At 59.6% G+C, this 12,349-nt stretch carries 12 protein-coding genes; 8 read left to right on the forward strand and 4 right to left on the reverse strand.

The genetic code is table 11. The features are described from left to right. Positions 1-21 precede the first annotated feature (21 nt). The 3 genes from AB4Y85_RS02560 (at position 22) to AB4Y85_RS02570 (ending at position 2,646) form a co-directional block, all read left to right on the forward strand. Positions 22-1,002, forward strand: coding sequence for a Bug family tripartite tricarboxylate transporter substrate binding protein (locus AB4Y85_RS02560; RefSeq protein ID WP_441983286.1), 981 nt, complete (start codon positions 22-24; stop codon positions 1,000-1,002). 233 nt (positions 1,003-1,235) lie between these two features. Beyond that, on the forward strand, positions 1,236-1,427 hold the full coding sequence (locus tag AB4Y85_RS02565) for a hypothetical protein (RefSeq protein WP_441983287.1): 192 nt from the start codon (positions 1,236-1,238) through the stop codon (positions 1,425-1,427). Between the two features lie 79 nt (positions 1,428-1,506). Beyond that, positions 1,507-2,646: a PQQ-dependent sugar dehydrogenase gene (locus tag AB4Y85_RS02570; protein WP_441983288.1), complete on the forward strand. Its 1,140-nt coding sequence runs from the start codon at positions 1,507-1,509 to the stop codon at positions 2,644-2,646. Between the two features lie 7 nt (positions 2,647-2,653). Here AB4Y85_RS02570 and AB4Y85_RS02575 read toward each other — a convergent pair whose 3' ends face one another. From AB4Y85_RS02575 to AB4Y85_RS02585, 3 genes are all read right to left on the reverse strand, one after another. After that, positions 2,654-2,974 (reverse strand): YnfA family protein, encoded by a 321-nt coding sequence (locus AB4Y85_RS02575; protein WP_441983289.1) that lies wholly within the window; start codon positions 2,972-2,974, stop codon positions 2,654-2,656. Between the two features lie 3 nt (positions 2,975-2,977). Continuing rightward, positions 2,978-3,319, reverse strand: a complete 342-nt coding sequence (locus tag AB4Y85_RS02580) for a DMT family protein (protein ID WP_441983290.1) — start codon at positions 3,317-3,319, stop codon at positions 2,978-2,980. Positions 3,320-3,458: 139 nt separating this feature from the next. Continuing rightward, positions 3,459-4,289: a C13 family peptidase gene (locus tag AB4Y85_RS02585; protein ID WP_441983291.1), complete on the reverse strand. Its 831-nt coding sequence runs from the start codon at positions 4,287-4,289 to the stop codon at positions 3,459-3,461. Positions 4,290-4,425: 136 nt separating this feature from the next. Here AB4Y85_RS02585 and AB4Y85_RS02590 point away from each other — a divergent pair, with 136 nt between their 5' ends. The 5 genes from AB4Y85_RS02590 to AB4Y85_RS02610 all read left to right on the forward strand — a co-directional run bounded on the left by AB4Y85_RS02590 (position 4,426) and on the right by AB4Y85_RS02610 (position 10,048). Next, positions 4,426-4,815 carry a DUF3775 domain-containing protein gene (locus AB4Y85_RS02590; RefSeq protein WP_441983292.1) on the forward strand — a complete coding sequence of 130 codons (390 nt, stop codon included), beginning with the start codon at positions 4,426-4,428 and terminating at the stop codon, positions 4,813-4,815. Between the two features lie 194 nt (positions 4,816-5,009). Then, positions 5,010-5,237: a hypothetical protein gene (locus AB4Y85_RS02595; RefSeq protein WP_441983293.1), complete on the forward strand. Its 228-nt coding sequence runs from the start codon at positions 5,010-5,012 to the stop codon at positions 5,235-5,237. A gap of 185 nt (positions 5,238-5,422) precedes the next feature. After that, entirely contained in the window at positions 5,423-5,668 is a 246-nt protein-coding gene (locus AB4Y85_RS02600; RefSeq protein ID WP_441983294.1) for a hypothetical protein, read from the forward strand. A gap of 12 nt (positions 5,669-5,680) precedes the next feature. Further along, positions 5,681-8,860, forward strand: a complete 3,180-nt coding sequence (locus tag AB4Y85_RS02605) for a class I SAM-dependent DNA methyltransferase (RefSeq protein WP_441983696.1) — start codon at positions 5,681-5,683, stop codon at positions 8,858-8,860. A 135-nt stretch (positions 8,861-8,995) separates the two neighbouring features. Further along, a complete protein-coding gene (locus AB4Y85_RS02610; protein ID WP_441983295.1) occupies positions 8,996-10,048 on the forward strand; it encodes a DUF808 domain-containing protein in 1,053 nt (350 codons plus the stop codon). A gap of 53 nt (positions 10,049-10,101) precedes the next feature. On the opposite strand, the gene AB4Y85_RS02615 is transcribed toward AB4Y85_RS02610, so the two are convergent. Beyond that, on the reverse strand, positions 10,102-12,285 hold the full coding sequence (locus AB4Y85_RS02615) for an esterase-like activity of phytase family protein (protein WP_441983296.1): 2,184 nt from the start codon (positions 12,283-12,285) through the stop codon (positions 10,102-10,104). Positions 12,286-12,349: the final 64 nt, after the last annotated feature.

The raw sequence follows: 12,349 nt of genomic DNA on the forward strand, positions 1-12,349 counted from the left end.
TTTGAGGAGCCGCCGTTTCCCATGACAATATCCGTGACCCGCCGCCTCGCGCTCGGCCTTTTCGCCGGCGCGGCCCTTCTTTCCACCGCTGCCGTCGCGCAGACCTATCCCAGCCGTGTGATCAAGATGGTGGTCCCCTACCCGGCGGGCGGGCCAACGGACGTGATCGCCCGCATCGTGGCCGAGGAAATGGGCAAGGATCTCGGCCAGAACGTGATCGTCGAGAACCTGGCCGGCGCCTCCGGCGCCGTCGGCACCCGGACTGTGGCGCGCGCCGAGCCGGATGGCTACACCATTGTGTTCGGCAACAATCAGACTCACGGGAACAACATGTTCCTGCTGAAAGAGCCCGGCTATGACGCGGTGAAGGACTTTGCTCCTCTCGCAGGCGCCGGCGCGTTCGAGCATGTCTTCGTGGTGAAGAACGACCTGCCGGCCAAGACCATCCCCGAGCTGATCGAACTCGCCAAGAAGGACCCCACCAAGCTGAATTACGGCTCCACCGGTGTCGGCTCAGGCTCGCATCTGGCGACCGAACTCTTCATGACGCGCACCGGCACCAAGATGACGCACGTGCCCTTCCGGGGCGCTGCTCCCCTGGTGACGGAGCTCATGGCCGGGCGCATCGACGTGTCGAATTCGACCCTTCCGAGCGTGCTCAGCCAGTTCCAGGCCGGCCAGATGCGCGCCATCGGCATCGCAAGCCCGCAGCGCAACCCACAGGCTCCTGACGTTCCGACCCTGCGCGAGCAGGGCATCACCAATGCGGATGCGGAATCCTGGGCCGCCTTCTTCGCGCCGGTGAACACGCCCAAGCCCGTTCTCGACAAGCTGTCGGGCATGATCATCGCGATCCTCAACAAGCCCGACGTGAAGGAGCGCATCACAAAGCTCGGCTTTACTTTGAACGTGCGCGATCCCGACACCTTCAAGCCCTACCTGGAAAAGGAAATCCAGACCTGGGCCGAGATCATCAAAGCCGCAGGCATCAAAGCTGAATAACCTGAGCGATCATCACAGGCGACAGATGGCCGGGCTTGCCCCGGTCATCTGCATTTTAAGGATCGAACGCTCTCCTCAATCTTGCCCGCTCACGGTCAAAATGGTTAATGATTAGTTAACGCGGGCACTTAGCCAAGACTTTGAATGAATGACTTCAGTCCGCACCTGGAACTTTCTTGAGTCACAGAGGTTTTTTATCCAAACCCACCTTGGCCTCTTAAGGGGAAGAGCCCATGAAAACCTTTCGCTCAAGAAACACCTGCCATGTGGCATCCCGTGTCCATCGCGTCGACGCGCAGCAGCAGAATCGCTGGTCTCTGGCGCTGATCATGATCATGGGACTTGCGACGCTCTCGGTCCTCGCGACCACGCAATCCCTGTCGGCCCAGGACACGAATACTGTCCACGTCTATTCGCACCGGTAACGCTGGAGTGATGGGCGGCATAGTTGACGCCCTGGCCTGAAAGGTTAGCTCTCCGAACCTGGACTGACGGAGAGTTTTGATGACGATACCCCGCCTTGCCCTCGCCTGCGCCCTGACCTTCGCCGCAATCCCTGCGACCCTCGCCCAGGACACGCAGCGCCTTCGTACCGACAAGGTCGAAGTGATCGTCGAAACCTTCGCCCGGGGCCTTCAGAACCCTTGGAGCCTCGCCTTCCTTCCCGACAACAGAATGCTCGTGACGGAAAAGCCCGGCCGCCTGCGCATCGTCTCAGCGGACGGAGACTTGTCAGAGCCCATCAAGGGTCTGCCCCGCATCTCGGCGCGCGGCCAGGGCGGACTTCTCGATGTGATCCTCGATCCCAATTTCACCCAGAACCGCCTCATCTACATGAGCTTCGCGGAGGATCGGGGCGAAGGCAAAAACGGCACGAGCGTGGCCCGAGCCCGCCTGAGCCAGGATGGGACATCGCTCGAGGACACGCAGGTCATCTTCCGCCAGGAGCCGTCTTATTCAGGCACACAGCATTTCGGCTCACGCCTCGTCTTTGCCCGCGACGGCAATCTTTTCGTGACCCTCGGCGAGCGCAACGACCTGCGCGATCAGGCCCAGAATCTCAACAACCACCTCGGCAAAATCGTGCGCATCAAGCCGACCGGCGGGGCCGCGTCTGATAACCCGTTCCTTAACCGCGAGGATGCGCGTCCGGAGATCTGGTCGTCCGGCCATCGCAACGTGCAATCGGCGGCCATCAATCCGAAAACGGGTGAGCTTTGGGTCGCCGAGCATGGCGCGCGCGGTGGCGACGAGGTCAACATTCCCCAGAAAGGCAAGAATTACGGCTGGCCCGTGATTTCCTATGGCGTGCATTATTCCGGTGGGAAGATCGGCGAAGGCTCGGCGAAGGCGGGCATGGAACAGCCGGTCTATTACTGGGATCCGTCGATCGCCCCTTCGGGCATGGCCTTTTATACCGGCGACAAGTTCCCGGCTTGGCGCGGCAGCGTTCTCGTCGGCGCGCTGGCGGGCAAGCTCCTGTCGCGGCTCGAGACCAGCGGCAACAAGGTGACCGGCGAAGAGCGGGTGCTCCAGAACCTCGGCGAGCGTATACGCGACGTGCGCCAGGGGCCGGATGGCCTGGTCTATCTGCTTACAGATTCCCAGCAGGGCCGCATTCTACGGATGAAGCCGGCGGAATAGGCCACTTTTACCCGCGCGGCCCGAACAGGATGATCGCCGCACCGGCAAGACAAAAGGCGCCGCCGGCCAGATCCCAGCGGTCCGGACGGGTACTCTCCACGCCCCAGAGCCAGAGGAGCGAAGCCACGATATAGATGCCGCCATAGGCCGCATAAGCGCGCCCCGCGGCATCGCTGGGGGCAAGCGTCAGCAGATAGGCGAAAAACGCCAGAGAGCCCATCCCAGGCACGAGCCACCACGCGGATTTGTCCAGGCGCAGCCACGCCCAAAATGCGAAGCATCCCGCGATTTCGGCAAAAGCCGCACCGGCATAGATGGCGAAGGCCATCGTTTATTTGCCGTGGAAGATGAAGGCCGCGCCGCCGGCGATCAGGCAGAAGCCGATCAGATGATTCCAGCCCAGCGGCTCCTTGAGGTAGAGCACCGAGAAGCCTGCGAAGACCAGAAGGGTGATGACCTCCTGCATCGTCTTCAGCTCCGCCGCCGAATAGACCTCGGACCCGATGCGGTTAGCGGGTACGGCCAGCCAATACTCGAAAAACGCGATGCCCCAGCTCACGATCACGGCCACCCAGAGCGCCGTTGTCTTGAACTTCAGGTGCCCATACCAGGCAAAGGTCATGAAGACATTCGATGCGACGAGCATCAGTACAGGCGAGACATGTGGATTCATGGGATGGCCGGGATTTGGAGATTGCGAAAGACCAAAGTGAGATTGCGACCTGCCCTATTCTTCTGGATGGCAGTGTCAAGACACCCGCGAAGCCCGGATAGGATATGTCGCAGGAGCCACAGGCGCGGGGGATGCAGTATCAGCACAAGGCGGCTTGCGCGCCGCCCCTCGGTGGCCGGCAGGCTTGCCGCGAAGGAACAGGCCGGGCATTGAGGCGTGCCAGCACCTCCGACCCGCCAGCGATTTGCGGATTGGACGGATCGAAACCCTCTCGTCTTTCGCGCTGTGTGACAAGACTGCGCGCCGTCTCGAATGCCAGATCGAGGCGAGGCTCCTTGCGCACGGCCTTGTTGAAGAATGCATCCCCGAAATAAGTCCAGGTCGCGCCATCGCGGCAGCCGAAGGAGGGCCTGTCGGCAGCGGCCGCCGTGATCACGAGCGTGCGCGGATCGGCCAGGGCATTGGCGAAGACGCCCGAATAGCAGGCCGAGACGATGAGGATGCGGTGCCTGGCCTTGGTCTCGTTCAACAGAACCTTCACGTCATCCGGCGTCATGAGCTGCGTGTCCTGCCCTGCCACGATACCGATGCCCTCAGGCGCCCCATGCGAGGTCAGCGCGAGCGCCACGATGTCTTCCGCCGGATCGATGACCTGTCCGGTCGCCCGCGCAGCGGCGAGCAGGGCTGGCGGTGTCGCGCCGAAGCGGCGCTTGGTGTTGAAGTGCACAATCGTGCGGCCCTTCGAACCAAGCTGCGTTTCGAGGATGCGCGCAGCCCCCTTCGCTTCGCTCTCGAACACGCTCTGCGAACCCCACAACCCGAAGGAGAGAACATAGACATCGACCTGCCCCGGCCTTTGCGGCTGGAGGTCGAAACGGTTGGCAAGGCCCCTGGATTGAGCCGAGGCCCCAGTCACGCCATCGGCGGACAGCAAGGCTGCGATCAGGGAAAGCATAAGGAACCGGCGCATGACGACCTTTTTCTCTGTCAGAACATCCTAACAGCCATACCGTTTCATGGGAAAGGGCATCGAAAGCTGAACCGAAAGCCCTCTGAACGGTTTCCCTTGTCACAGAATTCAAAACCAATTTTCGAAGAGGGTTTCGATGGATATCGCGCTGGACAAGGTTTGCGAACTCATTCTCCGGGTCAGGGCTATCGACGTTAAGGAAGGGATGACCGATCCGGCTTCGGGCTCCAACCCCATCGATGACGGCGCTATCGACGCCCTCACCACCTCCCCCGACGACGCTACGGAAGACGAACTGCGCGACGTGATCGCCGGCCTCAATGACGACGAGCGCGCCGATCTCATCGCCCTCGTCTATATCGGCCGCGGCGACATGGAGCCGGAAGAATGGGGCGATGCCGTGCGCCTTGCACGCGAGCGTGAGGAGGCGAACTCCGTTTCGACCGCCGATTGGCTGATCGGCATCCCGAGCCTTGCAGATCTCCTGGATGAGGGCCTCAACTCCATGGGGCGCAGCTGCATCTGAGCGTGCACCACGTTCGGCGCTCCTGATCCAACGCCGGACTTGAGATGTCTGGCGTTCAATTTCACGTGTCTATGAGGCTGATCACAGACATTCCTCTCGTATTGGTGTGCATGAGATCGACGGCACGGTGACGGTGCCCTATTTGCGACACCAAGCAAGACAACAATCATATCCATAAATGCATGGAGGATGTCATGTCTCCGCGTTCCCCTGATGACACGCATGAGGACGACATGCAGGACAAGATCCTGCACGCCGTTCACAATGCGTTGGACGAAACTCACGAATCTCAGAAAGAACCCGCTTCCGTGGATGAGGAAGCCCCTGCCGAAAAGGCGAAGCAGGTCGAATTCATCGAGACCACGGTCGAACTCGACCGTGTGGCCGTCTATCTCAAGGGGCCGACCGCGTTCAGTGCCTGAGTGGCCCACCCTTCCTTCATAATCATCCCCTCATTCTGTCCCAATACCCATGATCCCTAGCCCATGGTGCAGGCGACTGTGAGTTAACTATAACCTTAGGTAGATCAAAAATATCTTCAGAAACCATTGGTTGCTATATGCAACACTGATACGTCTAGGCGCACAACCTAAGATTATGTGCGCCCGTGAGTACAACTTCCTCCTCCTGCCCTCTTCCTGTCGAGAACTTCATCGCCCGTTGGACAGCCCGTGAAGGCGGCGCCGAGCGTGCGAATTATCAGATGTTCCTCTCGGAACTCTGCGATATTCTCGAAGTGCCGCGGCCGGATCCTGCAGGTAACGAACGCGAGTTGAACGATTACGTGTTCGAACGCGCCGTGCGCCCACGCGACAGCGAAGGCGTTACGGCGTCCAGACGTATCGATCTCTAGAAAAACGCCTTCATCCTCGAGGCCAAGCAGTCCCGCCTGCCAGGCAAGAAGAATGCCATTCCTGGCCAGCTCTCCCTACTGGCAGAGGAGCCAACTGAGCTCGGCAAACGCAGCATCGCGCGCGGGTGGGACGTGATGATGAAGAATGCGCGTCAGCAGGCGGAATCTTATGTCTTCTTGCTCGATGCCAACCACCCTGCACCACCCTTCATCGTTGTTTGCGATGTCGGCCATTGCCTTGAGCTTTACGCCGATTTCACGGGCACGGGGCGCGCCTACGGTCACTTCCCGGACCGCAACGGCTTTCGCATCTACATGGAAGATCTGCGCAAGGAAGAGGTGCGCGTTCTTCTCAAGCGCATCTGGCTTGAACCGCATTCCCTCGATCCCTCGAAAGAGGCGGCGCGCGTCACCCGCGACATCGCCAGGCGTCTTGCTCAGGTAAGCAAAGCCCTTGAAGAGCGCGGCTGTGATCCGGAAGATGTGGCTCATTTCCTCATGCGCTGTCTTTTTACGATGTTCGCCGAGGATGTAGGGCTTCTGCCGCCCGACAGCCTCAGAGGCCTGCTGGAAAAAAGCGTCAAGGACCCCTCTCATTTCCCACATCGCCTGAAAGCGCTTTGGCAGGAGATGGAAAAGGGCGAGACATACAGCCATGTCATCGAAGCACGCGTGCGCCATTTCAACGGGGGCCTGTTCAAGGACACAACCGTGTTCGATCTGGACCGCGAAGAGATCGGGGAGCTCCTGGCTGCCGCGCGCTATTCCTGGACCGAGGTAGACCCGGCGATCTTCGGCACGCTGCTGGAGCAGGCGCTCGACAAGACGGAGCGCAAGAAGCTCGGCGCGCATTACACGCCTCGCGCCTATGTGCAGCGCCTCGTGGAAGCAACCGTCATGGAGCCGTTGCGTGAGGATTGGCAGAAGGTCATGCGCAAGGCCGAGCATGCGAAGGATACCGGTGATGAAAAGGCAGCGGTCGCGATTGTCCGCAATTTCCATCGCCAACTATGCACCACGCGGGTCTTGGATCCGGCATGCGGAACAGGGAATTTTCTTTACGTATCGCTGGAGCTGATGAAGAAGCTCGAAGGCGAAGTGCTGGAAACCCTCGCCCAGCTTGGCGAACCGGAAAGCATGGGCCTCGAAAGAGAAACGGTCGATCCGCACCAACTCCTCGGCCTGGAGCTGAACCCACGCGCCGCAGCCATCGCGGAACTCGTGGTGTGGATCGGTTACCTGCAGCAGCACTACCGCACCCGCAACGGCCATCCGTCAGAGCCTATCCTGCGCGCCTTCGAGAATATCAATTTCGGCAAGCGCCTGGGCTACGACGCGGTGCTGACATGGGATGGATATCCATCGCCACAGGTGGTGGAGAAGGATGGCAAGCTAGTCGAGACATATCCGAATGCGCGACGGCCTGTGTGGCCGGAAGCGGAGTTCATCGTGGGAAATCCGCCATTTCTTGGCAAGGGGGCTGCGATGCGTGGACCACTAGGCGATGCCTATGTTGATGCACTTTGGACTGCGCACCCTCAAATGAATGAGAGTGCTGATTTCGTGCTATACTGGTGGGACAAAGCAGCAGAAATGCTAACGCAGAAGAACGCGACGCTTCGACGTTTTGGATTAGTGACCACCAACTCTATTTCACAAACGTTTAATCGTCGTGTTCTTGAGCGCCATCTGGGAGAAGAAAGTCAAATAAGCTTGGCTTTTGCAATTCCCGATCACCCTTGGACAAAATCTACTAAGGATGCCGCAGCTGTAAGAATCGCTATGACTGTCGCATCATCTGCTTCGTCCCAAGGTTCACTATATGAAGTTGTATCTGAGAGAGGCTTGGAAACAGATGAGCCACATCTGACATTCTCAGTCAGACACGGAAAGATAAACCCCGATTTGACAGTTGGAGCTGAGGTTAGCCGAGCTAGACCTCTTCAAGCTACCGAAGGTCTATCTTGGAATGGAGTAATGCTCGCTGGAAAAGGCTTCGTACTGTCAGATACAGAGCGAGCGCATATCTGCGCAACCGATAACGGAAAATCTACGCAATTTATAAAGCGTTTCATCAATGGAAGCGATTTGGTCGGAACTGCGAAGAGGTGTTACATTATCGACTTCTTTGGCATCGATGATAGCCATGCCAGATCTAATGCGCCAAGTGCCTATCAACATGTTCTATCAACGGTAAAGCCGGAAAGAGATAAATCCAGAGATACTATGTTCCGTGAAAGATGGTGGCTATTTGGGCGCCCGCGTCCGGATTTAAGAAAAGCGCTATCTGGCATTGAGCGCTATATTGGAACGACTGAAACATCAAAACATCGTTTGTTTCAGTTCATAGATAAAAAAGTTGTTCCTGATCACATGGTTATTGCCATTGCATCTGATGATGCATTGATGCTTGGATACCTTTCTTCACGTCAACATATCTGTTGGGCGCTACGTGCGGGCGGCTGGCTTGGCATAGGAAACGACCCTCGATACTCGAAGTCTCGTTGCTTTGACCCATTTCCCTTCCCTGATCCATCCGAATCCCTAAAGTCCCAAATCCGCGTCGTCGCTGAAGAACTCGACGCCTTTCGCAAAGTGCATCAAGCCGAGCATCCTAAGCTCACGCTGACGCAGATGTACAATGTGTTGGAGAAGCTCAAGGCCAACGCACCGCTCAGCGCCGACGATAAGCGCATCAAGGATGAGGGACTTATCCTCATCCTGAAGGAGTTGCACGAGAAGCTCGATGCACTCGTGTTCCAGGCATATGGCTGGCCGGACGGTCTCACCGATGAAGAAATTCTTGAGCGGCTTGTTGCTCTGAATGCCGAACGCGCGAAGGAAGAGGCGGCGGGGCATGTGCGGTGGCTACGGCCGGATTATCAGATCCCGCGATTTGCCAAAGGCCTTGCTGCCACGAAAACAGGAGAACTGGATCTGGGCGACAACGTGGTGTCCATCGACAAAGGCCTGCCGGATTTCCCCAGGGACCGGACCGAGGATTCCCTGGCAGTGGAGCATGCCCTGTTGCAGGCCGGTCGCCCCATGGATGCGACGGAATTGGCGCGTGGGTTCAAGCGAGGCGGCAAGCGTATCGAGTTTCGCGTCGCCCAAGCCCTTACGACGCTGGTCCGCTACGGCCATATCACCGACATGAAGGACGGCCGCTATCTCGCCCGCAAAGCGGCCTGAGCTACCTTTCAGAGAGCCGCGCCACAATATTGTAATTCAATAGCGCAAAGCCCGATCAGGTGATATTTCCGGCTATCGCCGCAACCGCTGGCCAGACCCGAGGTTGTCGGCATAGGATATTCGACGGGAGACTCCATGAGCATCGGCCTAATCGCGCTGCTGGATGATATCGCTGGCCTTGCCAAGGTCGCGGCGGCTTCGCTCGATGACGTAACAGCGCAGGCAGCCAAGGCCGGGGCGAAGGCCGCGGGCGTGGTGATCGACGATGCCGCCGTCACGCCGCGCTATGTGGTGGGGTTTTCGGCCTCGCGCGAATTGCCGATCGTCGGCAAGATCGCGGCCGGCTCGCTCAAGAACAAGCTGATCTTTCTGCTGCCCGCAGCTTTGCTTCTAAGCTTTTTCGCTCCGTGGGCGATCACGCCGATGCTCATGCTCGGCGGCGCTTATCTCTGCTACGAGGGATCGGAAAAGGTGTTCGAGGCCCTCTTCCCCCGCGGCGCGCACCAGCACGAGGCAGCCGTGGGCGAGGCGTTGCAAAATGCGCAGAGCTTCGAGGATGAGAAGGTGCGCAGCGCGATTCAGACCGATTTCATTCTCTCTGCCGAGATCATGGCGATCACGCTGGCGACGGTACCGGAGACATCATTCTGGATGCAGGCCATGGTGCTCGCGGTCGTCGGCATCGGCATCACGGCGCTGGTTTATGGCGGCGTCGCCCTGATCGTGAAGGCGGACGATGCAGGCCTGGCGCTTGCCGCCAATGACAGGCCCGTTTCCACACTTCTGAGACGTGGTGATGCACGTCCTACCACCGGGGATCGCGCGCTTGCTCCCGTCACGCAGGGTTTCGGACGTGGCCTCGTTCACGCCATGCCCGGTCTTCTGCGCATCCTCGGCATCGTCGGCACGGCCGCGATGATCTGGGTCGGCGGCGGCATCATCATCCATGGAATGGAAGGCTATGGCCTTGCGAGTCTCGGCCATGTCATTCATGAGGTCGCTGCAGCCGCTGCTCATGCCGTTCCCGCTCTCGGCGGCGCTATCGAGTGGATCGTTTCCGCCGCAGCTGCCGGCCTCTTCGGCCTCGTCCTCGGCGCGGTGCTGATCCCTCTCATTCATTACATCGCCGTGCCGCTGCTGCGCGCCTTGCGCGGCACGGGACGGAAGTCTGAAAAGCATACGGCTTGAATCGAAAAGGGGCCGACCGAGAGCAGCCCCTTCGGCCATATATGCCTTGAATCTCAGAGCTTGCCGAGCTTTATGAATTGCGTCTCGCCGGAGGAGCCGCTCACGCCGTCGTTATCGGTGACGATGTAGGCATCACCCGCGGCATCGATGGCGAAGCTTTCCACCTTATCGAGCACATAGCCCTTCGCAGCCTTGAGATCCGGCAGGAGATCGCGCAGCAATGTCTTCTTCACGAGCGGCAGCTCACCGCCGAGGGCGACTGGCTTCATGTCCGATAGAGAGACCGAGTAGAGCTTCTTGATCTTCGCCTTCTCGGCAATCTGGTTGTCGCGCTCGATGATGATGACGCGCTCGCCCACAGCCGTGATCTCGGACAGGCCGACCCAACCCTCCTCCGTCATATCGAGCGGATAGCGCACAGCGCCCCAGCTCTTGTCGGAAGGCTTGTAGGCCAGCAGCTTCACGCTGTTCTTGGCATCGTCCGCCCATTCGCGCTGCACGGCGAGCCAGACGATTTCATCCGCACCGGAGCCGGTGACCGTCACACCCTCGACGCCGTAGTTCTTCGCGCCTTCTTCGAGAGCGGCGGGCAGGGAAATCTCCTCCTGGATCGCGCCTTTGGCATCGACCTTCACGAGCAGGTTTCTCACGCCTTTCGGCACATTGCCTTCCGAGGCAAGCCAGAAGCCGCCGTCGCTTGAAAGCGCCACGCCTTCGAGGTCGAGCTTCTCGGCCGCCTGTCCGTTGCGGGTCACGAGCGTTTCCGCCGTGATAAGAGCGGGCTTCCGCGTGGCATCGATAGTGAGGATGCGCGGCGCCGCGCCATAGGCGCTGTCGGTAATCGCATAGAGCTTACCGGCCTGCGACTTGTCGGCAACTATCCCGGAAAGAGCGCCCCATGCAATTGGAAGCCCCTGGTCGTTCTTAGCCGAGCGGATCGTGGGATACGCGGGCACTGCGCGCTCGGCACGCTGGTAGATCATCACATGCGGGGCGACGCCGCCTTCCACGTGCAGAGGCGTCTCGCTCGTTGCCACGAAGAGGTTGCGCGAGGGAATGGCGATCAGGCCTTCCGGGCCGACGCCCGTGGGAAGAACCTGCACGAGTTCAGGCGCCGCACCCGTATCGCGATAGACGCCGACGACGGAGGCGCGCTCGGAGCCCACGAAGATCAGATTGTCCTGACCGAAGCGCGCGGCCTCGATGCCTTCGAGCTCGACGCCCTTCTTGTTGCGCGCTTCCGGATAATGTCCGAGCGCAACGACTTCATGCTCCAGGCTGGCGCCGGATTCGTAAGATACGCTGCCGTCCTTGTTGAAGATGGTGAAACCGCGCGAGCCACCCTTCCAGTCACCTTCATTGGCGGTGGCGAAGCGGGTGCTGTCGATCCAGTGCACTCCATCGGGCTCACGCACGACGCCGCTCATGGAGCCGCTGAGATCGATCTTGCCGTCCTTCTTGGTATCGATGTTCTTCAGGTCGGTCTGACCGGCGGAGAAATGGGTTTCGACCTTGCCGGTCTTTCCATCCACCACAACGATGTAGTTGTTCTCCTGCATCGTGGCGACGATCTTGCCCTCGCCGTTAACGTCGACATATTCCGGTTCAGGATCATCACCCGCGACATCCGCAAGGCCTGTCATGGCGACCGTTTTGAGGGCCGAACACTCGATGGTGTTGCCCTTCAGGCTGCCGATCACCAGCGCGCCTGCGGGAAGCTGCGGCAGGGCGCCGTCATTCACTTTTTCATCGCGCTCGTTCTCGATGGCGATGGCCAAAACGCCCGCATTGGCGGCAACCGAGTCGGGCTGGCCGGGAAGCTGGCATTCCGAAGCGATCTTGCGGCTCGCCAGATCCACAAGGACGAGCTTGCCGCTCGGATTGGTGAAGCTCTCGGAGGTGTTCACGGCGACGAAAGCGGTGCCGCCCACGACCTTCACCGAGGTGGGCTCGCCGCCCAAAGCCAGCAACCCGCCAGGCTTCGGCGCCGCCGGATCGGTGATGTCGATGAAGCCAAGGCTCTTGCGCGGGCTGTCCGTATAGACGAGCAGATTGCCGTCCTCGCTCGCGGAGATGATCTCCGCCACTGTTTCACCCTTCTTGTCGGCATCATTGGGAAGATTGGCCGTGATCGGGAAACTGGCGATCCGGTCGAAATATTCGGCGGCTGAAGCGTTAAGAGCAGTACCCGATAGGAGAGCGGCTGCAAGTGAGCCGATGGCGAGAGAGCGATGCATGATATCCCCGCGATATGATTGAGCTTGGCACGGTTCTCATGCGTCAGTCTCATGACGGGTGAAT

The organism is Microvirga sp. 2YAF29, from assembly GCF_052114605.1.
Lineage (GTDB): Bacteria > Pseudomonadota > Alphaproteobacteria > Rhizobiales > Beijerinckiaceae > Microvirga.